We start from the raw sequence: 26,175 nt of genomic DNA, 5'->3' as shown, positions 1-26,175 counted from the left end.
GTTGGAATACGTTCTACGATTCGAGCGACCAAAGAATACAGAATAGCAGCATAATTCAACTCAGTAGGAGCTCCATAGATCGACTTTTTGGAGATAACACAAAGAATCGGATCGATGTCAAGGGTGGAAAAAATCGCTCCAAATCGTTTGGGAGGTTCTAAATCGAATAATTCTTGTATATCAAACAGGCTTCCTTGTCTTATAATGGACATTGGGAGTCACCTCCAGTTCTCATAAGTTTTGGTTGCACTTAACTTATTAGAGATTTGGGGAGGTACTCCTTTTTCTATGCTCAAAAAACCTTGAGCCCGTAGGGCTCTAATTTATGAAATTGATTCAAGTCTATGAAAAAAATAAATAAAATTAAGAAAAATAATACTAACTGTACAATCACTATGATTGTTTGTCTAGACTAACAATGATTTTATGCAACTAAAGTCTCCAATCTTCTGGAATTAATGCATCCCCTCTCCACCGTTCCATGACAGCAGATTGGAATCTAGAATCGGCCAAATCTGCATGATCTGTTATTATTACTTGAAAGTTTGGTGAAAGGCTCTCAATTACATTGAATATAAGGTCGAACATTCTTTTAACTGCCAACTTATCATCGTCAATAAGATGGGTTATAGAGCCAAGAAGTTCACTGTCTTGATCCCTAGGATAATAGACTTGTGTAGGCTGATCCAAAAACAAAAATCTAGGTACTGGTCTTCCATGTTGAATAAAAAACTTATGGAGTGCCAAATGCACCAATAAATGATATGCTACCCAGTTCTGCCCGCTACCCATTCTTTCTAAGGTTATTGGCCTATCTTCTCTATCTATTACTACCGTGACATTGGTCAAATCAAACCTTACAGGATCACCACTATGCTCCAAGTTCAGATTATTTGACCATTCTGTCATTTGTATTCCGATTCGATTTAGAATTGAGTGCAACCTTTCTTGTTTGTTTTCTTCATCTAATTGACTTTCCAGTAGGCTTACTTTTTGTTTAGCTTGATTTACAGCCTCCACATATTTAGTTATGTCATTGTCTACATTAATGCTCTCTAGCCATAAGCTAATACGCCCTGCTACTCTACCACGTCTAACATTCAAATCCCGTAGCTGTCTAGCAGCAGTCTGCTCCCGAAAAATGCCGTCAATCTCTTGATTCAGTTCTTGGAGCCTTTTTAATATTCCTTCTTGCTCGCTCTCTAGACTCTCAATGTATTCCCTCAATCTCGGCCGCTCTTTAACAGCAGTTTCCAGGCTTTTTCTTACTTGTTGCAATGATTTTTTAATTGCAGTAGCATGAGGTACTAATTCTTCCACTTGACTAGAACATAGTGGACAAGTATTAGGATCATGGCTACCTGTATTAAATAAGTTTATTGACTCCAATCTAAATTCTTGTTGTTGCACTTCCACAGCGTATCCATTTGCTTCATTGACAAAAGTTTTCGCAGCCCGGATTGCCTCGGCTTTCTCATTGAACTCAATTCTAGTTCTATGAAGTTCCACTTGGAGTTGGGTTAATTTTTCAACTCCAGGAAACTCCACTTCTCCTGGTTTCCATTCTGTTAAAGGTTGCAACAGTTTTACCAGTTCAAACAAGGCGATATCTTGATAATCTGCCGCGGCGTCAATTAAACCAACTTCACGTGCTTCTGAGAGTAGGCTAACTGCCTTGCTAACGCCTTCTCCTCTTATCAATTCAGCTTCTTTTAGCACTTGCTCCGCTTTCTTCAGTTCGCGTTTAGAACGAGCCAGTTCCTGTTCTAATGCTAATCTGTCTTCTTGAATGGCTCCTAAAAAGTAGGGTAAAGTATCTTTTATTGTTTGTTTCATAAAATCTTCAGATTGTCTGTGGAATAGATACCTCTTACTTGCAATTTCATCCTGTTGCTGGAAGCAGTAAAAAAGAGCATGTTTAATATTTGCTTCTAACGCATCTCTAGTTTGCCCAATAGGAGGTGTGTGAATATTTGGTGAAATACCTATCTTTTGTGTAAAGAAATCCGAAATCGCATCGCTAGTTGTGTTTGCCACAGGGATGTTATCGGGGCTAGGAACTAGACTCCCTATTTCCAAATAAGATGCATTTGTGCTTAGAGCTGATTTTGTAGGATTAGCCCGCCCGATAAATACTTCATCAGATTCAAACTTCAATCTTACTCCATACCATGAAACTGTATCACGGATAATCCCCTCGGGAACAAGGCACTTTCCTCTCCCCAAGCAGTATTCAACAATCTCAATTAACGCTGACTTTCCAGTACCTGAACTACCCGTAATAATATTGACTTTCCCAGGTTCAAATTTTACAACCCTTTTTTGTCCCTTGTGACTATATAAAACAATCTCCAGTATCTGCAATTTAAGGTTTCACTCCCCACATGGTGTATATGGTTGAGACAGTTCCTGCACGAGAAAACCATTTACCTATCATTTCTGCCCTATTCATTATCTCGGCAATCTCACCATCTGTATGTCCATCCAATTTCACTTTTCTATATTTAGGCACTTGAACGTTTCCATTATTATTAATTGCCAGCGCATCTAACTGCATTAGAAAGATAACTGATTCCTTAGTAATTGGAACCAATTCCTTTGCCCTGCTTGCAAAGCCTATACGTACGCTCTGATTTTCTTGTAGCCAGACATGCATCTGCTTACGACTAGAAGAAGGCAATTTATCCCTTGTCGCTCTATGTAATAAAATTGGTAGTATTAAATACAAAAGAGGATACTGAAATGGTACATCAGTATTCTCGTAGTATTTTGTGATACTTCGACGAATAACTTCACCACAAAAGGCTGGATTTAAAAGATATGCAATCTCTTGAGGACGCTCATACCATGACTTCATCTCACTCCCTCCAATGTCCTTTCTATTATGCTCTCAAGTCTATTGATAAAATCAGAGTGCCAACCTACTCTTAATTGATTAGAAAGTAAATGATAGCTCCCACGCATTACATAAGGTTCTGTGCAACGCGGACGAATGTGGATGTTAGCCTCTTGGTCCATCCAATTAAACAGTGCTCTTCCCGCTTTTTTTATTTGTGCCTCAGAATCATCCTCAAAGTCCTCTTTCATTGCTTCAAAACGTCGTTCCCACTCGTCAATCAATCGGGTCTCATACGTTTCAAGTTCATTCACAAACAATAATTCATCCCTTACCCATCTAGACCGCTGTTCAAAAGCTCTATAGTAGTCACTGATTGCCTTTTGAATACGAGGCTGACTAACTGCAACCAATTTTAATTGTTCAATGAAAACTCTTTGATGCTCGGCAATTGATTCTTCTGCCGGAGCAATGTAATCTAAAAAGTCGATAGGGAGATTATCTTGATGAAATTGCTCTTGAAGATCATTTATGTAATCCACTATCTCGGTTTGTGAGATTGTGTTTACTGAATCCGATGATAAGTGTTGTATCACCTTGTTAAACCAAATGCCTTCCAACCTTTGGAAGATGGCTTCCTTAAATTGCGGCCTTGTAGCATACCTTAGTTCTTTTAGAATATCTTCTTTTGTATCCACTATATTAGGAGATGCATCTAAAACGTATACACAACTTATTAGTTGTTCACGTTGTATCTCAGATAATCCCAAAAAAGCCTCATAAGCCAATCTATTCGACTGGCTTGTTGAATTTTCAGCAACCTCATTAAGAAGTGTTAGAGCTGTGTGAATGTCCCTATACTCCTGATAAGGATATAATTTTCTGGCAATTGACCCTTCAGGAGCTACTCCTGTAGTAATCAAAGTAAACTTCACTGATTCAGTACTGACTTCACCTTTTTGAATTGCTGTACTCCAAACACGTATGGTCTTCCATAAATCAGAACAAGAATTAGTTAAAGAAGAAACAGAATTCATATGATGTTTTGTTTGGATTAGTTCAATAGGAGTGCCGTCTTTCTCAAAAGCAATATCATCTAGCTTTTCAATAGAAATATGTAAATCAGGATTTGACTTCAATAACATATATAATGCATATCTGGCTTGGTAGAAGTATCCTAGAGCTTGTGCGTTAGCCGAAAAGTTAGTAATTTTAATCACCCCTGACTTATAAACCAAATTTTCCCTATCCCACTCTATCTTAATTCTTGTATATTTTTTTATCAATCATTTCCCCGTACCAAGGGACTACTATTTTGTCGACCACCCCCGGTCTTAAGAATCAACCGGAACTTCGTAGCAAGAATCAGTATAAATTTTAGAAAAGATCAGTAAGGTGCTATAATTTGCACATTCATTTGATATAACATCAAATTGAATGCGGATTATGATGAAAACAGGTGAAACCATTTGCGTTCGCTGGCTTATACGATACTTTGACAAGTCCAGAAGGGGAAATGCTACATTCCTGTACGATCATCACTACCAAGCCTAATGATGTAGACGCTGATATACACGACCGCATGCCCGTCATATTGAATAAAGATGATGAGGCAATCTGGCTTGATCGTGAGAAGTTCGGCTTCCGATCTATTGCAGTCACTACTTGTTCCGTATGACCACAAACCAGATGAGGGCATATCCCGAGTCGACCGTGGTTGTAGTCCTGAAAATAATATGCCTGAATGTATACAAGAAATAGCAGACCCATCCCTAGAATAGGAGACGGGTTTTTAATTTGAATATACACTATATTCCCAAGCGCTTTTGATTTTCACGCTTGTATTAGCTGTATAATTCAACAAGCAAAAACTGGAAGTAAGCAATTTAATTGTCAGCTAACCTCTCTACTGATAAGGTAAAGGAGGAAAAAGATTTATTGATTTTCCACTGGTCCACTTCATCTACTTCTTGAACGTTCTAAGCACCTTTCACAATTTCTGCTGATCCATGAGGACCCCAAACAATGATCCTCCCGATACGATTAGTAAAATGGTTACCATCCCCGTCGCGAATCCTGGATCATACCGCCTTTCCACCACCAAGCGGTATCCGAATATCAATCTCGACGACATCTCCCGCCCCCATAAAAAATACTCACCTCTTCGGGAGCTTTTGGTGAGTGATCGTTAGTTATCTATAAAATCCTATATTCAGGCGTTTTTCTTTTTTATTCGTCTATTTGATACCACATATAGTATTGTCGAAAATTATTTCGCAGAATATATGTTAGATTCTATTTAGTTTTTTGCCGAAAAAAGGTTTACTAGAGATATACAGTTGAGACAGGGAGCCGAACGGTGTAGCCTCCAAAGAGGAGGTGAAGTTGAATGACCACAACCTTATTGCTGCTCTTAAAGATAATAAGTTTGCCAAGCTCAATTTGGGCAGCCATGAAGTTGTATCGCTGGATTCGCCGGAGCTATAGAAAAATGCAAAAATCCACCCAATAGCCCTCGTAAGCGTTTAAGGTGGATTAAAGCTAAATGCGCGCCGTGAGTCTCCTCGCAGTCGCAATTGTATAAAATCCGTGGATGTTGGCGCATCTGCGGATTTTTTTCTAGTCAAATATCCAGTAAATAAGCCACTTTGTTGATTAAATATTGAATCTAACTCCATTATAGTGTCAGTGAGAAATGTTTTACAACATAATTTTGGTTACTTTTATTCGACTTCCTCAGTATCACCATAAATTCCTACTTTCTTACCTACTCTACATTGACGGAAACAAATCCTCGTATCTCACGCCCACCTTCACGCAGCCCGCAGCACCTTCTTGATCGTAGTCCGTCGCGTCGCGTGATCGCGATCCCTCGTCATACATCCGATTGTATCCCGATTCACTCCGCACTTCTTTGCGAACTCTACTGATGAGAATTGAACGACGAATTCTGGTCAAGCTACAGGTTACGTGAAGACAAAGAAGGCATTCGAAAAGTCACTGCAAAGGGATTATTTGGATTTGCACCTAATTTATCAGCCTTACTGAGACGTGCTTGGCTCTTGGTGCGCTATGGAGGAATTGTATCGTGAAGGTAAGGTCCGTGGATTCTGCTCCCATTTCGTTTGCAACATCTGGGGTTTATTGAGCAAATCTGCCCGTTAGCGAAGAAAAGACAGCCGATTGTTGAACTGCACCCCAATTGTTGGGCTGCCTTTGAGCTCTCGATCCCGTTAGCTTAGCCCGAAATCCATCTGGCGAACCTAGGGCGAGTGCCCGATGCGTGTATGATGTTAGGCGAAGTTGAATTACTTTTCTGCTTTTCTCTCAAATACAATTCCTAATATCTCTAATTTTGCTACAAACGGTATTATCACCAAGCCGATTGTTAATAGAAGTAAGGACATTTCTCTATCTTCGAGTTTTAATACGTTACAAAGAGAGAGTATTAGAAAAGCACATGTTATTATAGCTGCAATTATGCATATCAATAAGAATGTGTCTACATTCTTTTTTCTCTTTTTTGTTTTAGTAATTTCAAGTTGTTTTTCATCAACCGTAGTTAGGGAGTAGTAGTTTGGAAAATTATCTATGCTGATTACTTCCCATGTATTCATCTTATTGTTGAATGAATATATGACGAAATTACTATTCTGGTCAACCCCCATTACATAACCATGCAGAGCCGGATTATTCAAAGCTTTTAGATATAATTGAACTTGTTGTTGTGCTGAACGTAGGTTTTCATTATGTAGTCGGCTTTTAACTTCAATTATTGCTAGATAATTCTTGGTCTTTTCATTTATTAAAATTAAATCAACATACATTCTCTTTGCAGATTCCATAGAGATAGATACATCTTGAAGAATCGCTGAATGTGAGAAACCTTTAGGTAACAGAATTTCATTAATTATATTGTTAAGTAGGTTTCTTTCACTGATATTTGGCATTGTATCCTCCAAATTTAATTTCGCCTAACGACTTTTTTTGCGAACTTCGTAAGTTCTCCATGATTTAAATTATTCGTGAAGTGATTCAACTATCCTGCCCGTAGCGTAATTACTCAAGTTAGTCTAAATCATGATTTCCATAGTCTACAACTTTATTTTCGCAGTCTAATACATTATTTTCAGTGAACATAATCTAGAGGCATAGTTGCACTATTTGGTCGTATTATTATATAGAATCTTTACCTCTTCATTTATTTTCTCTACCAAAGGATCATTGTCAATGACCGCAGCTCTAATTTTTTTTAGAATGTTAGTAGCTGTACCTGGATGAATATTACCCGCTTCGGTTAATTTTTTATGAGGTGTTTGTTCATTACTGCAGACGAGCATAATACCTAAGAACCATACGTTTATTGGAGTTCCAGTCGATTTCATAAAAGTCCCAGTTGTGAGAGACATACTATTCTTACAATTACCACACGCATAGAATACTACAGCGTTTCTCGGCCTTAGTGTATAGTGCTTTCTGTAACCACATTTAGCGCATTGAATACCATTTGGCCACCTCACCCGATACAAAATACTCTTACATTTTTCTTCATGTATTAATTTCATTTGCACCTGACAATAAGTAGTTTTTGTTGAAGTGCCTACAATCCCAAACATTTTCTTCTTAGTTAAGTCGATCGTCCTTATATAATTCGCTGGCTCGAATGGTTTATACATAAAATCCTTTAGGGAGACTCGTAACACGTAGCATATCCATACTAACTTGTGGAATGGGATATTACGATCACCATTACAATAACGAAGGAACTCGGTTTCTCTCATTAGGAACATTTTCCCTGTGTCTTTCAAACTGCTTTTATTTACATCTTTCCATACCGTTAATAAATTTCTCCGCGTCCAATTTTCCACGTTTTCTCTTGGATCATTTATATATTTTATCAAAGTGCGAAGATTTCTACATATCCACCTTTGAACCTTTAATTCTTCACTGCTAAGCAAGCTGTTCTCAGCCACATTCATATTAAGCATGCTTTTGCAATGATAACAGTAATTTATTCTTGCCATCGAATGTAATGTTTTTAATTGTTTATTGCAGGAGGGACAACTTTGCTGTAGTGGTACTTTATGTATTGGACATATTTTAACTAAAGAGAAATACCATAAAAGAGGTTCATAGATTGTCTTATTTGTCCTGATCCATTCATTTATACATTGTGGACACCAAGCTCTTGTACCTCTTGTTACCCCATCATACAAAGAGAAAACTAATGAATGTAAACTATCTTGCCTTGTTAATTCACGCAGTATCTCAATTAATCTTTCAGAACTAACAGATTTACTATTGATTTTAGCGTGCGTGTTTCGCTGGGAACCAAAGAAACTATACGCTTGTTTAAACTTTGTTTTGTACCTTGAATTAACTATCGGAATTATTGCATGTTCAACTAGTGCATTTATATTTACACTGTGACTTTCCGATAATCGCATCAGATAACTGGATAAACTTTCAACATCCTCTGTGCCTAAATTCATTGGTGGCAGACTGTGTAAACGACTCCTCTCTGGCAATATAACCTCTGGTAGTCGCCAAATATCAAAATCCTCCTTGAACAACATTCTCCCTCCTCATCAATACCAGAAGGAAGGAGAACGGATCACACCGCATCCTGTTCGCCTTCCTTTACACTTCCTTCTGTTGAATCTCTTTTTGGATTTCTCTTCCCTGGCTTTCCCTTTTTTGAGTGTCCTTTACTCTGTGGTTTATGGTCATATGTTTGTTCATCGTTTTCATCGCAATTCTGATTAGGCATAACATTTGCCATTAATAAATTGTAAAGTGTCCTCTTTTTCTCATCGTTTTCTTCAAGTTTCATTTCCCCTTCACGAGCTTCACGAATCATTTTTATGCACTGATCAATAGAAAGTGCATACTCTTTAAAATCATCGATTGTTAACGACTTTTCTCCTTTTAGCAGCTTCATTTCCAATGTCTTAGCTAACCAATCTTTAAGTGTCCCTATACAGCCAATGCATCGTTCATAAAAAAAATCTGTATGGCCAATAAGGTCGGGTTCAACTTCTAACGGCATGTTTTTTTGAAACATATAAAGAGCACTCTCAAACCACTCCATATGCTGGCTATTTTCCATTCGGTATCTTTGGAAATGAACATCGTCGCTCCGTCGTGCAAGTTGTCCACTCAAATTCGTGAATTGAAGCAGCTCATACGTACCTATCAAAACAATGGGCGTATTGGATTGTGATGCAAGCGATTTAATCGAATCCATTTGATTCCTCAATCTTTTCCCACTAGTCATCTTCATCATGTGTTGAGCCTCATCGATCATTAATACAATTGGTCGCCGATGTCTCAGTGTTGACTCAACTGCTTTTCTTAAGGTTCGGTTTGGATCCTGAGCTCTCAGATTTGAAAAGCCATTTTGATTAAGAATTGCATCAAAATCTACTTTATGATTAATGGCTACATCTCTTAACTCCTCCAGCAATCGAATATAAAAGTCCTTCCAATCAAAACTGCCATTGTCCGGTGCTACTGCCTCCAAAGCTGCATAAGGTATTATGCCTTTATCAGCTTCCAGCGAAGGGAGCGATCGCTCAATGATCACCTGCTTTACTTTTTTAAATATTGTTGTTTTCCCCACTCCACTCGGACCATACAAAAATTGAATCGTCCGATTAGAGGGATTAAATACGTTATCAATTAATTCACTGAACGCATCCATTAACAAAGGATGTGCTATTGTGTAGCTTTTGAAGTAATTCACTCGTGCTTCAATTGGCTCTGTAAGCAATCCTTCTGGGAACAATGGTATTTGATCGCTTCCTTCTGCATCCTTATTCACTTTTGGTCTCATATTAAAACTCCCCGAAATTTTTATACTTAGGCTCTTGCTTTTGCGAAACATTTGATTTTTGATCCATCTTGTTTCGCCTGAACTTAACATCTTCATTCAAATAAACAGCAAAAGTACTTGAATTTGAAACTTCTTTTTTCTCATTTAGACTATTATGCCCGTCGGCCTTTCCCCCATCAAGAACTGTAAATGTAGCTTTTATCTCACTGTCCCGCAAGCGTTGAATCAGAAGAATTTCTTCAGCTTCAGCTGATTTTAGAAAGTTCGCTAGTTTTGCTGCAGTAACCTTTACTTCCTGTCCACGAAGGCGCATTCTGCGTCTTAACTCCTCCATTGCTTGTTGAATCTCACGCTCTGTTCGGTCGACTAAAACGCTGTAGTGCTCAGAATTCATGTATACCCATGTGTTTCGAATATAAGCATAAGCAACACCCATGTTAAATGGATCATATCTAACAGGAACTTGCTTCCCTTCAAATTCAGGATCAAGCAGGCTTTCGGACCAATAATAAATATGATTAATTTTTACACCTCTGCCTGGATCAAGTTTTGCCGTGCCCTTTTTAGTCGTTGGCAGTGTAAGCATAGTAAACGTCTCATCGTAAGTTATATACGTCGATTCACGTTTGCCTGAGTTAGCTATCCCGATTAAAAATTCCTCTTTAGGAGATCTTCCAAGTACCGGATGTTCTATGTTGTCATATACGTCATAGACCCACTCTTTTAACTTTTCAAGAAATTTACCGAATGTCCAGACGGCGTTTTTCTTTGGATTAACCGCAGCAGTAACTTGTCTGACATTCTTCATCAGCTGAGTGTTTCCAATTAGATTATCTACAAACATGGTGTTTGTGGTACCAAATAGACGTTCAACCACGGCACCATGCTTTGGTTTGCCCTCACGGAGTAATTTGCCAACTTTATAAAACGCAAGAAGTGTTTCAAAGTATGTGCTGCCAAATTCTTTACCGCCATCAACCACAATATTCTTTGGTAATCTTGAATGCCTTCGAACGCACTCTCTCAACACCATCATGACTGACCGATATCCCGGTTCATCAAATGATAAATAGGCGGCAAGAATTCTACGAGTGAAAGCATCAACCAAAAAGGTAACCCACGGCCTTCCTAAGTTTTTCCTCGTTTTTGAACAAATTAATTCGATATCTAATTGGGTATGGTCCAAGTGGCATATTTCAAAAGGATAATCTCCATGACGAGGTGTTGTTAAGTGAAGCTCCAAATATCTCGGTTCCTTTTGATACGCCGCTTTTTTCCCTTCCCTTTTAAGGGTGTGTTGATAGTCAGAGCGTTTTTTTATGTAATTTAAAAAGCTTTGAAAGCTTGGGGTTTCATAACCTTTTTCAGTGCAATCAGCAATTAATATTTTCCATACGGTATATGCCTTCCTATTCACAGACGTTTCTAGATATTCTGTTATGTACCATTCCATGAGATCTATGACTTCCTTCGTAAATCTGCGTTTATAATTTCCTGGTATACCCTTCCTAATCAAACCAATATAACCATAACCATATTGAAGTTCTGCATTTTTGTACTTTTTGACCCAATCACGCAAAGTACGATCCGGAATGTTAATATTAGCGGCTGAATAACCATCAAGTATGGGTTTAATCTTATGGTATCTTTCATTTGCTTTCGCTAAGTCATTTTCTGAAGCGGTTCTTAAAATAGAGATTGCTTCTTGTTTATTTCGTGAATGAGAAATCGTTAACCCGGTTATTTTTCCTTTTTGTACTAGATAATGAAAACTGTCGTATGGGAGCTCTACTTCTCTTTGATTGTCTTGACTAAGAAGCGAAATATTTGACTCTCCATTATTTAGTATAAGAAAAGCTCTTCCATCCCATTGAATGGTGTTCCCCGGGTATAGTTCTACATTTCTAACTTGGATCGACTGATTAGCTGAATCAACATCTAAATATGAGTACGCTAGGGCCATTTCCTTATTAGGGAAAATTTTAGCTCTGTCAGTATGTGTGATCCGATTCTTGTATAAGTCAACATAAAATGCATTACTTACAATCATCTTATAAATATCATCAGAGCTATAGCCATCTTGATCATCCAGCAAGTCCTTAATACATATTCCGGGTTGTTCCATAACCGTTCTAAGCAGGATCTGTTTTGCACTTTCTTCTATATCGAACGAATCGGAGAGTAAATAATCCTCTAAGAATCGAATGTTACTTAAATAAACCCAGTTAATGTCTTTAGATGATCGAACACGGAATGATAATCCGTACTGTTCTGCATACGCTTCTGCTGGTGGCATATACCATGTACCATCTTCCGATCTCCTATAAAGATACGGCTTTTCAACACTAAGTTTGATTAGATCTTCCTCCTTTTTCCATTCCTCCCATCCAATAAAATCTTCACTGATCACAAAAAAATCTGGAGTATACGTGCGTCCATGATTTTTCCCTTGATCTTGATACCGGATCGAGAACGCTGGGGGCTGATCATAATATTCATAGACGCTTTCATCATGCTCTTTCTCATATATTGCCGCAAGTTCAACTGTGTGGCTTTCAAATTGAATAGTAACCCCCATCTTTTTACTTGGATAAATCCCAGGGGTATTACCACGACCACTGCCCACCCTGCGTGATGGTTCTGAGCTACGAATCCTATCTATCAGTTGCCTTGTTCTGGTATCTAAACCCTTTCTTACAAACAAGTTGACCAGATTAGCTGGAAGCATTGTAATTCACCTACCAATCAATAATTATCCGAATAGTCGAACTCTATCCGTGTAACTTCCCTCTTAATGCTCCTAACACGAATACATTTTTGTTTCTGTAAGTATTTCTTCCATTTCACTGCTTGCATTTTGCACAGTGTTGGAAGGTATTTATAGAGTGTCTTCTTGTTGCAACTTACAGCATTGGCCAAAGCTTGGACATGCATACTTTCTGTTTTAGCATCCTTTACAATTTTTCTAGTTAATACGCTGATTTCGAATAACGGTAGTGTAGTTATATCTTTATTCTGTTTCTTTATCCTTCTAGAAAATATGACTGGAGCGTGACCCTCGTTATTACTGCCTTTATAAAAATTAACAATGTTAATTCCAAATTTGTTACAAATCCCAATTACCTCAGTAACTGAAGGTAGATTTTTACCTGTTATCCATCCCCAAAAAGTTGTTTTAGGTACATTAAGCTTACGCGCTATTTGTGTTGGAGTAGATTTTTCCCGAGAAACGATACTTTTCAGCGCGGTAATGACTCCACTTCGCAGAAACATTCCTTCACTGCAAAGCAATTCTTCAATCATTGTTGCTTTCATATCACTCTCAAAATCAATAGTATCAACAGCAGTTATTTTTTCATCGCCTAACCTGATACTGCAGTGGCAGCAAAATCCGGGACGACTTCGGCGTTCCAAAATTAAAGCTGTTTTAAAACAATTTGTGCAAACGCTTCGTAGCTTTAATCGATGAGTTCTGCAAATGGTAACTGATTGAATAAGCCAAAGTAAGGGCTCATAAACGATCGAATTTGACAAGAACATTTCTTTATAACAAGCTGGGCACCAAGACTTCTTTGTTTTCAACAACCCGCGTTGCGAGATAGTATTTGCAAACCTATGAAAGGTCAGATTATGGAGGTGAGAGTTACCCGTTAATTCATTTAGCATATTAGAAAACTCAACTGCCGCCTTCGAGGTCCCATTCATCATATGAGCGGTGTCAAAAAAACCGTTTCCACCTCTTTTGGATATCTCATTTAAATAGTGTTTATCTAAATACGGTACCATTACTTCCGTAAATAATTTTCCTGTTGTGATTCGATGTTCCACCGCTAACCTTGAAATATACCCCGAGAGGCTTTCAACCATTGGAGATCCGATACCAATTGGCTTCAATGAGAAAAGCTGAGATATATCATTTTTACTGCACACTAAATCATTCCAAATTTCAAAATTATGATATGTCTCCATTGCTGATTTGTCTATTGTCATGGTTAATTTCCCCTTCCTGTATCCCTAGTTGTTAAGCATTCTTCCCAGATTGGCACCAAGTTATATTGAATTTTAAATATTAAATATTTCATTTGTGATAATCTGGGTGATGTTTCATAGCCAACTCATAAACCCACCACTTCAACTCATCATCGGTTTTGAGCTGGACTCGATATTGTTTCCAAAGGAGTTGTTCAGATTGAAAAGTAATTTTACTATTCAATCTCCTGAAGTGAAGCGCGTTTCTTGAAAGAAGCGATGGATGTTCTTACTGATTTAACAACCATCTGGGCGGCTAAAACCTTGGATCAATGAATGAAATGCCCATACTATTTCTCTTGATCAAAAAAAGAAACCAGTCAATATTAGACTGGTTAAACATGTGATTGATACGAATGTTATTTTGGAGAAAGTTCACTTTCTGTGACCCATTTATGATTTTTTACCTCTTCTCCGCCAGTGGTCGGGACGAAATCAACCATATAAACTGTTGTTTGTTCGGCAGTATCGATGGTAGCAGTAGCGCCTTTCATCCCTTTCATGTGATCTGCTTCTACGGTCACTTCAGTTCCCGGTTTAAGCGGTTCTGTTCCATGATCCGCAATTTCTTCATGGATAATCCATTTATGGTTGGTGACTCTTGGTCCACCTGTTGTGGGTGTATAGGAAATGGTGTAGACTGTTGTGTCATATGCCCCAACGATGGTAGCAGTAGCCCCTTTCATCCCTTCCATATGGGCATCTTTGATGATTGCTTGGCTGCCAACTTTATAAGTCGGATTGGTTGCAGCTTTGAGTCCTTCTGGGACTTCAGCTGAACCAGAATGATTCATATCCCCATGATTCATTCCTGCATGATCTGTACCCGGATTGGCATTTTCTTGATTTTGGCTAGGTTGGTTGCCTTGTTTCGCATTATTTCCACATGCAGTTAATGTGATAATGGAAACTACACTCAATATCATGAACAGTTTTCTAACACACATAACATTCCTCCATTTCCGTTGTTGTTGGTTTTATTATGATACCTAACTGGAGTATTTTATCCAGAATGCTTTAACCATCTAAAACTGTCATTCCTGTACTTCAAAAACGGTTTGCTGTTATGCTTGGAGACAATCTCTACCCCAGAGCAATCTTTTTTAATTGGTCTAAGGTAATTCGCTCAATGAACTTGCTGAATACTTCTTTCCCTTTCGCATTTCTCTTATAGAAGTCAATGACATTTGTAATGACAGGAACTAATTGTGCTTCAGATAACCCAGATACAAGAAGTTTCGCAAGACTGGCTTTGAGACCCTTGGCTTCTCCTCCAACATAGATGTCAAACGAATCGCGCATTTTAACAACGCCAATGTCCTTTAACAATGGTTCACTAGTGCCAAGTGCACAGCCTGCATACCCTACTTTGACTGGTGTGGGTGTTTCAATGCCAGCAATCGCCTTATTTATTCCTTTAGCGGTCTCAAGACCGGCTTCTTCGGCACCTTTACAAAAGTTGCAAACAATCAAACTCTTTGTGACGAAGCCCGCAGGGTACACCTCTAGACCAGAACGCTGCAGTTCTTCCACAATAACTTCACGTCGTTCAAGTGGAATTTCTAGATAGAGTTGCTTAAAGGGCGTCATCTCAATTACGGCATCTTCTCCAACTATCTTTGCCATTGTAGCAAGTTGCTCCGGTGTAAAAAGACTTCCTCCTACTTGTATGGCAGGGGTAACGGCAATTTTCGCTTTCTCACCCATAACTCGATTTCTCCTCTCCTCATTTTCATGGCCATTTTTCGTGATTCATTTTTCTACAGATCACCGTATTTTTACACGCTGTAATCGAAGAGCATTAAGCACAACAGATACCGAACTTAATGCCATTGCTGCCCCGGCCACCCAAGGCGCGAGTAAACCAATTGCAGCGATAGGAATTCCGAGCGAGTTATAGGCAAGTGCCCAAAATAGATTCTGCTTAATATTACGCATGGTTTTTCGGCTCATATAGATCGCATCAGGGATGCTGGACAACTCTCCGCGCATGAGTGTGACATCTGCTGCTTCCATCGCAATGTCTGTTCCTGTCCCAATCGCCATACCAATGTCAGCTGTTGCAAGGGCAGGAGCATCATTGATGCCGTCCCCAACCATAGCTACTTTTTTGCCTTGCGCTTGCAATGTTTTTACTTCCTGTGCTTTTCCTTCCGGCAAAACTTCTGCAAGGACATGATCAATGCCAACTTGTTCTGCAATAGCCTTTGCAGTACGTTGATTGTCCCCTGTAATCATGATTACCTGGATACCCATTTCCTTCAGACGTTTAACGGCATCCTTTGACGATTCTTTGATCGTATCTGCAACAGCAACGATACCGGAGTACTGATTGTTGATCGCGACCAGCATAGCCGTTTTTCCTGATTCTTCAAGACGTGACATGGACTCATAGGCTGCCTTGGCATCCACCCCGAATTTCTCCATTAAGCGTCTTGTTCCGATCAGTACTTCTTTGCCTTCCACCATAGCTTGAATGCCATAGCCTGGGATTGCCTCAAATGATTCTGTTTGCGGCAATGAGATGGCTTTTTCTTGAATTCCGATTACAATAGCTTCTGCCAGAGGATGTTCCGAATTTTTCTCGGCTGCTCCCACAACCCTCAGGAATTCCGTCTCATCTCCGTCTGTGATGACATCCGTTAGTTCCGGCTTTCCTTTTGTGACAGTCCCTGTCTTATCGAGAATGATTGTATCAATTTTATGTGTTTGTTCTAAATGTTCTCCGCCCTTAAATAGGATTCCTAATTCGGCAGAACGTCCAGATCCAGCCATAATGGAAGTAGGAGTTGCCAAGCCAAGAGCGCATGGGCAGGCGATCACCAAAATCGCGATCGCGATTTCCAGAGCTCCGGCAAAATTGCCAGGGGTTACGTAGAAGTACCAAACAAGAAAAGCTACGATGGCGATACCGACAACGATTGGAACAAAAATCCCCGAGATGACGTCAGCGATTCTTTGTATTGGTGCTTTGGATCCCTGAGCTTCTTCTACAACTTTGATAATCTGGGCAAGAGCCGTTTCCTTACCCACTTTTGTTGCTTTGACTCGAAGTACTCCATTTTTGTTAACGGTGGCACCAATCACGGCATCACCGGGCTTCTTCTCTACGGGAATGCTCTCACCTGTAAGCATGGATTCGTCTACAGTCGATATTCCTTCCACTACTTCTCCATCAACAGGTACTTTATCTCCTGGCCGAACAAGGACAAGATCGCCAACGATTACTTCATCCACTGGAATAGAGATCTCTTGACCTTCACGTACGACGATTGCGGTCTTTGCTCGCAATCCCATTAAGGATTTAATGGCTTCTGATGATCTTCCTTTGGCAAGAGCCTCGAACAGTTTACCCATAATTACAAGGGTGATTAGGACAGCACTTGTTTCGAAATAAAGAGCTGGCGCGTGGTGTGATTCTCCATTGCCTACAGACCAAGCTATCGTCTGATATACGCTGTAAAAATAGGCTGCAGACGTACCCAATGCAATCAATACGTCCATATTTGCACTACCATTGCGTAAGGCTTTGTAAGCACCCACATAGAACTGTCTACCAACGTAGAATTGGACCGGTGTAGCCAGAATAAGCTGAAACCATGGGTTCATAAAAATTTCTGGCGAATAGATCCAGGAAGTGAAGGAAAAGTGACCTACCATGCTCCATAATAGTGGCAAAGAGAGGATAGCTGACAAGAGCAATTTGCGTTTTTGATTCTGGATTTCTTTACCACGGTGATCTTGGGTCGCTTCCTTCTCGTTCTTCAAGATGGCTTTATAACCGAGTTGATTTACTTTATTTTGCATATCGGTTACTGATACTTCGCCAGGAGAGTACTCGACATGAGCAGTCTCCATAGCAAAGTTTACGGTTGCCTTCGTAACACCCGGAAGCTTATTTAATCCTTTTTCAATTCGGTTGGCACACGCGGCACAGGTCATACCTTCCAATTGGAAATCGATTACTTCTTTTACCGTACCATACCCTAATTTCTTTATGCTCTCTTCAAGGCGTGTCACATCAACTTTCGCTGGATCAAACACAACACTTGCTTTTTCCATGGCGAAATTCACATTCGCATTCGAGACACCTTCCAGTTTATTCAAACCTTTTTCGATTCGAATGGCACATGCAGCACAAGTCATGCCGGTGATCGGCAAGTTAACTTGTTTATTCCCTTGGGACGTAGCAGCTTCCATACCAAGTATTCCTCCTTTTTTATCGTAAGCCGTTACACAACCTCGTAACCTTGCTCCTCAATGGCTTCTTTGATTGCATCCATCTTGATTTTTTCTTCATCAAATGACACTTCTACGGTGTTGGTAGTAAGATCTACTTTTCCTTCAACTCCGATCAGTTTTAGAGCACCTTCAATGGAATTTACACAATGCTGACAGCTCATTCCTTCAACATGTAAAGTAACCTTTTTCATACCAATCGCTCCTTTAGGTTTTTTAATGATGGTACCTATAAAAGATTTCATACTCTGTCATGGTCTTTTTAAGTCGAATTTGTCCTCCCCATATAATCCCCCAAAATGTTTCTCAGGTAGGCGTTTGTTAGATTGGGGTGCATTTCCAGTATGATTTACAACTTCAATATACCCCCCCTGTGTATGCGCTGTCAACAACTTTTTACTATACCCCTGTACCCTATATTAAAGGTTTAAAAGGAAGCAGCATGCAGCTGCTATTTCATCAGTTTCGTGATACTTGTCATAAGTTCTTTTAACACTTCCGTGTCGCCTTCCTGGATTCGTTCCATCACACAGCTTTTCATGTGATGTTCCAGTAGCAGTTTTCCCACACCGTTAAGGGCGGATTGAACTGATGCAATCTGATTCAGCACATCATCACAGTACGTATCCTTTTCAATCATACCCTTAATGCCTCGAACTTGACCTTCAATTCGATTCAAGCGAAGAATCATATTGTTTTTGACTTGATCGGAATGATGACTTTTACGCTCTGTTTCTCCATGGGAACAACATGTATGCTCTACGTCACTTATATTTTTATCAAGTTGTACGATTTCCGTATTCAAAAAGTATCAACTCCTTTTCGTTCATTATACAATACCTATGTACCCTATTTCCAGTGATGAATGTCGGTCCCTTTACCAAAAAATCAAGAAATCCGAAATTCCAAGGAAAATAATGATGGTTCCAGCCAACTTTTGAATACCGGTTCCGATTCGTTTCGTCTTGTTCATCATCCTTGCCCGGTCACCGACAAATGAAAGAATCAACAAAACCACAAATAACGGTATTGCCGTACCTATTGCAAAAATAATGGGAACGAATATTCCGATCGAGCTTGAGAGCATTAATGGCACCGCAAGTCCAAAGAAGACCCAGAACATGGTAGGACAAAAACCTAATGAGAATGTAAAACCCATTAAAAAAGATTGCGTTCCTCCATCGAAACGTCCTGCAAACTGGTTCATTTTCTTTGTCAATGAAAGGGGCGCTTGTATGGAAGGTGTTAATACCAATACATAATGTCCAATGTAAGACGGAGCATGTTGTCCGAAATTAGACAGTAAATGTGTCCGATGCCTATATTGAGTGCCCAACCGATCAAACAATTGATGACTGATTTTGTCCGAAAATTCGTCTTTAACCGCTTACAAAGGGGCTGCTGAGCTAAATTGGCCATTTCGCACATTGAATAGGACATTGACGGCCGACTTGCCGCAAGGCAGAAGCCGATCTACTTCCCCTTCCGTCCCCTAAAGGGGAAACGCAGGGAACTCCGTCCCCTGCACCCCATCGCTCGCCGCGTGGCGGGCCAGCAACGGTTTGCTGGCAGCAATCAAGCGTGGGAGGATGGATTCACCAGTCAAGGCTAAATAAACGCTTCGCGGCCTTGACTGGTTTACTTGAAATGGTCGGTCATAACATCAAATTTTGGACACTTGAAACCACCAACTTTGAGACATTATGAAGTAGCAGAAACAGGAAGGTAACCGGACCCATCCGATCATATACAATCCGATTAGAATAAACAAAGGTGCCAATAATTTTCTTGCCCATTGAAAGAGTGGAATGGCGTCTGAAGATAGCTCTTTCCCAAACAGGAAGACGATCCCGCCAAAAGCGGAATAGACAACCACTTTTCCTAAAATAAACATGAATAGGCTGATCCCAAAAGTTCCTTTTCCAAGAGTTTTTCGTCCAAATACGGTGAAGGCAGCAACATTAGCGGAGAGCTGACAGGGAGCAAAAGCACCAATCACGCCAAGCAGGAGCGCGCCAATAATCGGAGCTTGTTCACCCATACTATAGTACAAATTAGAAAATGGTGAAGATAACCATGATCCTAAGTGGGATAAGTACGAAAACCATTCCATTTGTGCCTCTTCTCCCCCCGAATAGATAATATACTGCCTAACACTTACGTGAGAAAATCAAACGCAGGCTTGCTAATGGAAATATAAGAAGAATAATTCTTTGCTCGGTTATCATACTACTACTGAATAACGATGAGGGAGGATTTTAAACATGCCTGTTGCAGTTTCGAACATGTACCAACAATGCATTGATGCCTGTATGAAATGTCTGCAATCCTGCGAACAATGCCTGACAGCTTGCCTCCAGGAACCGGATGTACAGAATCGGACGAAGTGTATCCAACATCTACGGGATTGTATTGATATTTGTGCCCTGTCTACTCAGTTCATGGCACGTAATAGCCACTACGCGAAACAATTGTGTGGAATCTGTGCAACGATCTGCGATGCATGCGCAACTCATTGTGCTATGTACAAAGATCCGCATTGCCAAGAATGTGCAAAAGTATGCCGTGAGTGTGCTGAGCACTGCCACAATATGGCGTCTTAATCAAAAGGGAAAGGCGGTTGCCTTTCCCTTTTTCATTCTACGGTCTCATTCATCGATGAAGAATGATGGTTTCCCCTTCTTTACCCCACAACAAACTAGATACATGATATTCATTTGTGTGTTATTTCTATGACTGTATCTATTTATGGCTAACGTCACTCACCATCTGTTATTACCTTTCCTTGCTCAGCAATCCTTTTCCAGTCCAAGCCTTGGTTATCGGATATATAGACGTCTTTCTTAAAAGTCACAAATGACAGTTCATTCTTGTTTGAGGGGTTTTGCGCAATATAAGCAATGGCGTCTTCTGTTAGTGTAGGAATGGGGAGTTTTTCAGCCTTCCTATTTTCCACGTTCATCTTTTGTAAATTGGCGTTGTTTTGGTACCCTCCCATGAACAAATCGCCTTCCTCATTAAAGAGCAGTGCCGTAGCTTGTCCATTTGTAACCACTTTCTCAAAATGGTTGCCATTATCCTTGGAAAGATACACTCCGGTAGGTGTTCCAAGAGCTACAATAGCGTCTTTCGATGGATGAACAGCCAAAGAGATTGGTTCTTCCCGAATGCCGTTACTTTGACTTTTCGTCCATGTCTTTGCGTCATCTGTCGAAAAATAAAGTCCAGGCTCGTCCATTATCGAATTGGCTTGAGGATTCATTGCATATATCACGTGGGATGAGTATCCAACTGCCAAGAGATGAAAGTCGGTTTGTCCGTCCAGGACGAGTGTTTGTATGGTTTTTCCTCCATCTGTACTTTTCACAATCCCAAGTGGATTTTTTAAGGCAGAACCTGGTGCCGGATGTCCACTGCTGTAGAATCCATCACTTGATGGGGCAAAGCCCATATAGTCATGCTTTGGCCCTTCTGCCGCCATCCAACTTCCATCTTCATAGATTCGTAGACCATCATGGGCTGGTATGATCATTTCTTTGCCATCTGGAGAATAACCCAGTCCATGCGCATGCATCAGATCCATGGACTCTTCGCTATCGCCACTCATCAAGGTGATTACCCCGATTATAGACACTAGCAAGATGGAAGTGGCTACACTCCATTTCAAATACTTGGCGGTAACGGATAGCTTCACCCGTTTTTCCCGATCTTCCTGTGCTTTCACATTCTTCAGTTGCTCCATTTGCCTCTTGGTGACAATTAACCATGCAAAAAGGATGAGCGTTAGCAACGCAATCCCAACCAGTGTGAGTCCCATGTAATTCTCCTCTCGAACGTAACCAGATTCTGTTCCATTCTAATCGGTAGTTGTGAAGAAAATATGTTGATAATAAGGAGTTCCTGTGTCCATGTTGAGGACCTCCAATACGTTAGTTCTTCTGATCACGAAAAAAGCACCTTTTTAGGCGCTTTTGAAGAACAAGTGTTACATCGTAGGAAAAATGATGCTCTCTTCAATCTCAATCTGCGTTCGATAATCAATGGAATGAAAATCACCGAAAACGAACCCGTGCATGAATGGTGGCTGAGGTGGCTTTTTCCTTTCAGGACGTAAAAAGCGAAGATATTCTTTTACATCTCTTGGTAAGCTGTCTCTTTGTGTCAATAAAAGTGGCGCGTGTTTTCCAAGATGTGAGAAGAGTCCAGAGATGATCGCATGTCGCCAATCCTTATGATTTACGAAAGAAAATGCATTTCCGTTTTTTTGATTCCGATTCCAGCCCAATTGGGTTTCTTCGTCAAAAAATCGAGAGAAACGTACGGATAAATCATATGGCGATGCTCCTGTTAACCGAACAACTTTACCCCTTGTATAACGATGCAAGGATGCTTCCACATGTTGCGAGACGGTTTCAAAAGTGCCGACAATATACACATTCAGATCGGGGTGCATCGAGAAGAAATGTTGAATGGGCGCCGGTACATTGTTTTTCTCTGTTAGTAGAACAGGGATTCCCTGATGCATGGAATAATTTGGAACAAACATCGTTTCGGCGAATGTTTCGCCTGAAAGAAGAAACACGTTTTCTCTGCCTTGTTGGGCAGCCGACGGATGCAGCAATCGAAATTGCGAAACCTCCAATGAAGTCTGATACGGATCCTGATTTCCGATTCGATAGGTAGACAACCCTAATGCTTGAATCTCACGTTGTACATCTGAGTTTACTGGACCAATTAATAAGACTTGTGCTGGAAGCTGGTTACCTATCGGGGACAATCGGAGCATTTCATTTTTTACTTCCTCATTTAGCTGATCTGAAACCAACATCATCGGTGCTTTGTTCGGGTCATGAACGAGGGACGAAGCGGTAAAAGCATATTGGAATTGCGAAGCCGGAGCTACTGTAATCGCATTGGGTCTCCAGTGAACCATTGTAGTTGGATAACCAGGGTATATCATTTGAAACGCATTTGTCATCACCGATAATATATCTTCGCCCCAAATTCTTGTTGTATCAACCGTATTTCCACTAAACAACCTGAACACCTCCCCCAAGTTTATATATATACCCACCTGGGCTTCCTCAGAAGAGAATTCCTACTTCGCAAAGCATCTCCTGGACCAAAAAGCTTGGGTTCTCCCATTGTTCGTGTATCTCCATCTTTTCTTCACAATCGTATGATATTCTTCACCTAGAATTCAAAAGGAGGTTTCAGTATGATTCGTAAAATAAGGACAAAAAAGTGGATCGCACTACCTGTTGTGCTAACGGGCGCACTTGTTTTGTCTGCATGTTCAAATAGTGCTCAAAACGATATGGCAGGACATGACATGTCGAAAATGGGATCTACGAGTGCGGCAGAAACGACAGAGCCTACAAAAATGACTGCCTCAGCCGATCCAAAATTTGAAGTTCTTACCGGCAATTCCTTTACCCTAACAGCCAAAGAAAGCATGCTTATGCTTGATGATAATACCATGAAAACCGCTTGGACATATAACGGAACCGTGCCAGGACCGCAATTACGAATCAAGCAAGGTGAGACGCTGAAAGTAGTGTTGAATAATGAGTTGCCGGATCCGGTAACCATACATTGGCATGGGTTACCAGTCCCCAATAATATGGACGGAATCCCCGGTGTAACCCAAAATGCTGTAAAACCGAAAGAGAGCTTTACGTATGAATTCAAGGTAGATGTACCGGGTACTTACTGGTACCACTCCCACCAGGATGGTGTCAATCAGGTCGATAAAGGCTTGTATGGAACGATCATTGTTGAGCCTAAAGACGCCGAAGTTGTTGATAAAGACTTCACTCTTGTGTTGGATGAGTGGATGGAAGACGACAGCATGGCCGAGATGCATGGTGGTGGAGGTGCGAAGACAAGCGACAGTAATAGTCACTCTGATCAAGGCAATATGGACATGAGTAACATGAATCATGGTAATTCTGGTTCTGGTATGGACATGAGCAACATGAAACATGGCAATTCTGGTACCGGTATGGACATGAGCAGTATGAATCACGGCGATTCCAGTACTGGCATGGACATGAGCAACATGAGCGATGCTGAAATGATGCCGTTGATGTACACCATCTTTTCCGCGAATGGCAAGACTGGATCCGCCATTCAACCTCTTCAAGTGAAAGAGGGAGAAAAAGTGAGAATCAGACTGGTTAATGCGGGATATCTCTCCCATAAAATGTACTTGCCGGGTCATGAATTTAAAATCGTTTCGACGGACGGGCAACCGATTAACAACCCACCTTTGATCAAAGACCAGTTGCTCAATATTGCTCCAGGTGAGCGGTATGATATTGAGTTTGTCGCAAATAATCCAGGTAAATGGCTACTTGAAGAACATAGTGCATTTCCCGGTGCAAAATCACTGAAAATCCCGATTGTCTATGAAGGGTCAGAGAATGCTTCAGTCAAACCCGTGGCAGGAGATTTCCCTCTGATTGACATCACAAAGTATGGCGAAGCAGCGAAAAGTACCTTCTCGCTTGAAGGTCAGTACGACGTTGAATATACGATGGATCTCAATACTGTAATGGGCAATGGAATGACATTTACTATCAATGGTAAAACATACCCTGACGTCCCTCCCCTCAATGTAAAAGAAGGGGATTTGGTAAAGGTAAGAATGGTGAATAACTCCAAAGAGGACATTCATCCGATGCATTTGCACGGTCACTTTTTCCAGGTACTCAGTAAAGACGGAAAACCGATCTCTGGGTCCCCATTGCTAAAAGACACATTAAATCTTTTACCTGGCGAAGAATATGTCGTTGCTTTTAAAGCAGATAATCCTGGGAACTGGATGTTCCACTGCCACGATCTGGGGCATGCTTCTCAAGGGATGATGTCCGAAGTGAAATACGATGGTTTCAAACCCGATTTTACAATCGATCCAACTGTCAATAACAAGCCAGAATAAAAAAAGAAGTAAGGATAGGAGCGAGTTTTCCTATCCTTTTTGTGTTGATTAATATTGACTAATTTTATGAAAAAGCTGCGGTATAAGACCTTGAAAATGAAGTCTTAGACTGCCGCAACTGTTTTGATTTGTTATTCAATAAATGATGCCAGTTGGTCTCAATTCGATCGGCGTGTGTCACCAGCGATTTACAGTTCGACTTTCATACAAACATTCAATCTTCGTATTCTACTCCAAACTCTTCGTACTCAATGTTTTTTTGAACATCTACAAATGCATGACAAATTTCATCAACGAGTAGCGACATTACTTTACCTACCATCAATCGTTCATAAGAAGGATACACAGTCAATAAACAAGTAGTGATTTGACTCAGAGATAGACTCGTATTTTGCCCCGGATCAGCAAGTCCATAATTTGATGCTCCGGCTAATAGTAACTTACTCTCTTGCATTACTCCTAATGAATAAGAACTAGCTTTTGGCCCTAAATGTATATAATTACATGTGAGTTTGTAGAACGGTCTCAAATGATCCAATTTAATATTCTCTTCAATTCCTTTGAAATTCCTCTCCTTTTTAGGGAGGACACTCATCGTCCAGCCGAATGGCTTATCATACTCAGGACCATACTTGGAAACTAGATCGTTTCTTGATTCAGTTAACTTCTCAATTTCTTCCTTTGTTAACTCTTCAAATCCTAATATGGGTGCGTAACGAATATACTCTAGCATTTCATAATAACTTTCAATATACTCATATTCCAGATACATTTTCGCAACTTCATTACTATTTTGACTTATAAAGGCAGCTAGTACGGATAGTTCGTGGAGAGTCCGCCATCTGGAGATTGCTCCATCAGCAAATCCTCCCTTTAATAAACATAAAATTTCATAAGATATTTGACATGCCCGTGCATGAATTTTTACAAGCACCTCAAATACGGTGCAGTTTTCTTCAATTGCTTTGTCGATACATGCTTTATAACATGTTTCACCACTCTCACTTGAAATAACAATTAATGTTTCAAGCAAATTTATAGGCTTTGACCATCTTCTTTGAAGCCGTGCCTCAAACTCAATTCTCTCTAATCTATGTTCCTCCAGCATTTCCATAGATTTTTCCTTCAGTGAACCTAACAACAATGCTGCTGATTCTGGCAGTGTATTCTCAATTACTTTGCTCATTAATGCTTGAATTTTTTTATCGTCGAGGTCAATATTCGGATTTTCTTGAATTTTTTCTTGAATTAAAGAATAAAAAGATTGCAGAAACCAATCCTGCTCCATCGTTT

Annotated in this window: 21 protein-coding genes and 2 pseudogenes; 4 read left to right on the top strand and 19 right to left on the bottom strand. The window is 40.2% G+C overall.

The genetic code is table 11. The features are described 5' to 3' along the window. From EDM52_RS25000 to EDM52_RS22580, 4 genes and pseudogenes are all read right to left on the bottom strand, one after another. Nucleotides 1-212 (bottom strand): annotated as a pseudogene (locus tag EDM52_RS25000) (IS5/IS1182 family transposase); the annotation flags it as partial. Nucleotides 213-432: 220 nt separating this feature from the next. Further along, nucleotides 433-2,364: a DUF3732 domain-containing protein gene (locus tag EDM52_RS22590; RefSeq protein ID WP_122911166.1), complete on the bottom strand. Its 1,932-nt coding sequence runs from the start codon at nucleotides 2,362-2,364 to the stop codon at nucleotides 433-435. A 1-nt stretch (nucleotide 2,365) separates the two neighbouring features. Then, nucleotides 2,366-2,857: a three component ABC system middle component gene (locus tag EDM52_RS22585; RefSeq protein ID WP_122911165.1), complete on the bottom strand. Its 492-nt coding sequence runs from the start codon at nucleotides 2,855-2,857 to the stop codon at nucleotides 2,366-2,368. Next, nucleotides 2,854-4,122 (bottom strand): ABC-three component system protein, encoded by a 1,269-nt coding sequence (locus tag EDM52_RS22580; RefSeq protein WP_122911164.1) that lies wholly within the window; start codon nucleotides 4,120-4,122, stop codon nucleotides 2,854-2,856. The genes EDM52_RS22585 and EDM52_RS22580 overlap by 4 nt, the downstream gene beginning before the upstream one ends. 230 nt (nucleotides 4,123-4,352) lie before the next feature. On the opposite strand from EDM52_RS22580, the gene EDM52_RS25325 reads away from it, so the two are divergent. Together EDM52_RS25325 and EDM52_RS25320 are read left to right on the top strand one after the other, a co-directional pair. Then, the gene (locus tag EDM52_RS25325) at nucleotides 4,353-4,514 is read left to right on the top strand and encodes an SOS response-associated peptidase family protein (RefSeq protein WP_245997312.1); all 162 of its coding nucleotides are present in this window, start codon (nucleotides 4,353-4,355) and stop codon (nucleotides 4,512-4,514) included. Between the two features lie 1,277 nt (nucleotides 4,515-5,791). Beyond that, a pseudogene (locus EDM52_RS25320) lies at nucleotides 5,792-5,881 on the top strand (aldo/keto reductase); the annotation flags it as partial. Between the two features lie 263 nt (nucleotides 5,882-6,144). Here EDM52_RS25320 and EDM52_RS22565 read toward each other — a convergent pair. The 12 genes from EDM52_RS22565 to EDM52_RS22510 all read right to left on the bottom strand — a co-directional run bounded on the left by EDM52_RS22565 (nucleotide 6,145) and on the right by EDM52_RS22510 (nucleotide 19,980). Continuing rightward, the gene (locus EDM52_RS22565; RefSeq protein WP_122911163.1) at nucleotides 6,145-6,786 is read right to left on the bottom strand and encodes a hypothetical protein; all 642 of its coding nucleotides are present in this window, start codon (nucleotides 6,784-6,786) and stop codon (nucleotides 6,145-6,147) included. A 210-nt stretch (nucleotides 6,787-6,996) separates the two neighbouring features. Further along, nucleotides 6,997-8,412: a TniQ family protein gene (locus tag EDM52_RS22560; protein ID WP_122911162.1), complete on the bottom strand. Its 1,416-nt coding sequence runs from the start codon at nucleotides 8,410-8,412 to the stop codon at nucleotides 6,997-6,999. 38 nt (nucleotides 8,413-8,450) lie between these two features. Next, nucleotides 8,451-9,671 carry an AAA family ATPase gene (locus EDM52_RS22555; RefSeq protein WP_183185297.1) on the bottom strand — a complete coding sequence of 407 codons (1,221 nt, stop codon included), beginning with the start codon at nucleotides 9,669-9,671 and terminating at the stop codon, nucleotides 8,451-8,453. Between the two features lies 1 nt (nucleotide 9,672). Further along, entirely contained in the window at nucleotides 9,673-12,399 is a 2,727-nt protein-coding gene (locus tag EDM52_RS22550) for a TnsA endonuclease N-terminal domain-containing protein (protein ID WP_122911160.1), read from the bottom strand. 17 nt (nucleotides 12,400-12,416) lie between these two features. Next, nucleotides 12,417-13,661, bottom strand: a complete 1,245-nt coding sequence (locus EDM52_RS22545; protein WP_122911159.1) for a helix-turn-helix domain-containing protein — start codon at nucleotides 13,659-13,661, stop codon at nucleotides 12,417-12,419. Nucleotides 13,662-14,059: 398 nt separating this feature from the next. After that, nucleotides 14,060-14,647: a YdhK family protein gene (locus EDM52_RS22540; RefSeq protein ID WP_122911158.1), complete on the bottom strand. Its 588-nt coding sequence runs from the start codon at nucleotides 14,645-14,647 to the stop codon at nucleotides 14,060-14,062. A gap of 136 nt (nucleotides 14,648-14,783) precedes the next feature. Next, nucleotides 14,784-15,407: an NAD(P)/FAD-dependent oxidoreductase gene (locus EDM52_RS22535; RefSeq protein WP_122911157.1), complete on the bottom strand. Its 624-nt coding sequence runs from the start codon at nucleotides 15,405-15,407 to the stop codon at nucleotides 14,784-14,786. Between the two features lie 60 nt (nucleotides 15,408-15,467). Beyond that, complete coding sequence (locus EDM52_RS22530) at nucleotides 15,468-17,900, bottom strand: heavy metal translocating P-type ATPase (RefSeq protein WP_122911156.1); 2,433 nt, start codon at nucleotides 17,898-17,900, stop codon at nucleotides 15,468-15,470. 32 nt (nucleotides 17,901-17,932) lie between these two features. After that, the gene (locus EDM52_RS22525) at nucleotides 17,933-18,133 is read right to left on the bottom strand and encodes a copper ion binding protein (protein WP_122911173.1); all 201 of its coding nucleotides are present in this window, start codon (nucleotides 18,131-18,133) and stop codon (nucleotides 17,933-17,935) included. 257 nt (nucleotides 18,134-18,390) lie between these two features. Next, nucleotides 18,391-18,711 carry a metal-sensitive transcriptional regulator gene (locus tag EDM52_RS22520; RefSeq protein WP_276330142.1) on the bottom strand — a complete coding sequence of 107 codons (321 nt, stop codon included), beginning with the start codon at nucleotides 18,709-18,711 and terminating at the stop codon, nucleotides 18,391-18,393. 105 nt (nucleotides 18,712-18,816) lie between these two features. Further along, nucleotides 18,817-19,194 (bottom strand): urease accessory protein UreH domain-containing protein, encoded by a 378-nt coding sequence (locus EDM52_RS22515; protein WP_122911155.1) that lies wholly within the window; start codon nucleotides 19,192-19,194, stop codon nucleotides 18,817-18,819. Nucleotides 19,195-19,602: 408 nt separating this feature from the next. Beyond that, nucleotides 19,603-19,980 (bottom strand): urease accessory protein UreH domain-containing protein, encoded by a 378-nt coding sequence (locus tag EDM52_RS22510; protein WP_245997311.1) that lies wholly within the window; start codon nucleotides 19,978-19,980, stop codon nucleotides 19,603-19,605. Nucleotides 19,981-20,203: 223 nt separating this feature from the next. Here EDM52_RS22510 and EDM52_RS22505 point away from each other — a divergent pair, with 223 nt between their 5' ends. After that, complete coding sequence (locus EDM52_RS22505; protein ID WP_122911153.1) at nucleotides 20,204-20,542, top strand: four-helix bundle copper-binding protein; 339 nt, start codon at nucleotides 20,204-20,206, stop codon at nucleotides 20,540-20,542. A gap of 155 nt (nucleotides 20,543-20,697) precedes the next feature. Here the strand turns inward: EDM52_RS22505 and EDM52_RS22500 are convergent, their stop codons facing one another. Next, complete coding sequence (locus EDM52_RS22500) at nucleotides 20,698-21,546, bottom strand: F510_1955 family glycosylhydrolase (RefSeq protein ID WP_338068339.1); 849 nt, start codon at nucleotides 21,544-21,546, stop codon at nucleotides 20,698-20,700. Between the two features lie 378 nt (nucleotides 21,547-21,924). Further along, nucleotides 21,925-22,977, bottom strand: coding sequence for a cell wall-binding repeat-containing protein (locus tag EDM52_RS22495; protein ID WP_122911151.1), 1,053 nt, complete (start codon nucleotides 22,975-22,977; stop codon nucleotides 21,925-21,927). Nucleotides 22,978-23,157: 180 nt separating this feature from the next. Here EDM52_RS22495 and EDM52_RS22490 point away from each other — a divergent pair, with 180 nt between their 5' ends. Next, nucleotides 23,158-24,882 (top strand): multicopper oxidase family protein, encoded by a 1,725-nt coding sequence (locus EDM52_RS22490; RefSeq protein WP_183185291.1) that lies wholly within the window; start codon nucleotides 23,158-23,160, stop codon nucleotides 24,880-24,882. Nucleotides 24,883-25,096: 214 nt separating this feature from the next. Here the strand turns inward: EDM52_RS22490 and EDM52_RS22485 are convergent, their stop codons facing one another. Continuing rightward, nucleotides 25,097-26,170, bottom strand: coding sequence for a DUF5677 domain-containing protein (locus EDM52_RS22485; RefSeq protein ID WP_122911150.1), 1,074 nt, complete (start codon nucleotides 26,168-26,170; stop codon nucleotides 25,097-25,099). Nucleotides 26,171-26,175: the final 5 nt, after the last annotated feature.

It is taken from the genome of Brevibacillus invocatus (genome assembly GCF_003710915.1).
GTDB lineage: Bacteria > Bacillota > Bacilli > Brevibacillales > Brevibacillaceae > Brevibacillus > Brevibacillus invocatus.
The sequence above is the reverse complement of the archived record's forward strand: the minus strand, read 5'-3'. Positions and strand labels throughout refer to the sequence as shown.

Coding starts and splice junctions, on each gene's coding strand:
- EDM52_RS22585 (WP_122911165.1), bottom strand. CDS start 2,857: ATGAAGTCATGGTATGAGCGTCCTCAAGAGATTGCATATCTTTTAAAT.
- EDM52_RS22535 (WP_122911157.1), bottom strand. CDS start 15,407: ATGGGTGAGAAAGCGAAAATTGCCGTTACCCCTGCCATACAAGTAGGA.
- EDM52_RS22485 (WP_122911150.1), bottom strand. CDS start 26,170: ATGGAGCAGGATTGGTTTCTGCAATCTTTTTATTCTTTAATTCAAGAA.
- EDM52_RS22545 (WP_122911159.1), bottom strand. CDS start 13,661: ATGACAATAGACAAATCAGCAATGGAGACATATCATAATTTTGAAATT.
- EDM52_RS22565 (WP_122911163.1), bottom strand. CDS start 6,786: ATGCCAAATATCAGTGAAAGAAACCTACTTAACAATATAATTAATGAA.
- EDM52_RS22550 (WP_122911160.1), bottom strand. CDS start 12,399: ATGCTTCCAGCTAATCTGGTCAACTTGTTTGTAAGAAAGGGTTTAGAT.
- EDM52_RS22555 (WP_183185297.1), bottom strand. CDS start 9,671: ATGAGACCAAAAGTGAATAAGGATGCAGAAGGAAGCGATCAAATACCA.
- EDM52_RS22525 (WP_122911173.1), bottom strand. CDS start 18,133: ATGAAAAAGGTTACTTTACATGTTGAAGGAATGAGCTGTCAGCATTGT.
- EDM52_RS22560 (WP_122911162.1), bottom strand. CDS start 8,412: ATGTTGTTCAAGGAGGATTTTGATATTTGGCGACTACCAGAGGTTATA.
- EDM52_RS22505 (WP_122911153.1), top strand. CDS start 20,204: ATGCCTGTTGCAGTTTCGAACATGTACCAACAATGCATTGATGCCTGT.
- EDM52_RS22540 (WP_122911158.1), bottom strand. CDS start 14,647: ATGTGTGTTAGAAAACTGTTCATGATATTGAGTGTAGTTTCCATTATC.
- EDM52_RS25325 (WP_245997312.1), top strand. CDS start 4,353: ATGCTACATTCCTGTACGATCATCACTACCAAGCCTAATGATGTAGAC.
- EDM52_RS22510 (WP_245997311.1), bottom strand. CDS start 19,980: ATGGGTGAACAAGCTCCGATTATTGGCGCGCTCCTGCTTGGCGTGATT.
- EDM52_RS22530 (WP_122911156.1), bottom strand. CDS start 17,900: ATGGAAGCTGCTACGTCCCAAGGGAATAAACAAGTTAACTTGCCGATC.
- EDM52_RS22490 (WP_183185291.1), top strand. CDS start 23,158: ATGATTCGTAAAATAAGGACAAAAAAGTGGATCGCACTACCTGTTGTG.
- EDM52_RS22500 (WP_338068339.1), bottom strand. CDS start 21,546: ATGAGTGGCGATAGCGAAGAGTCCATGGATCTGATGCATGCGCATGGA.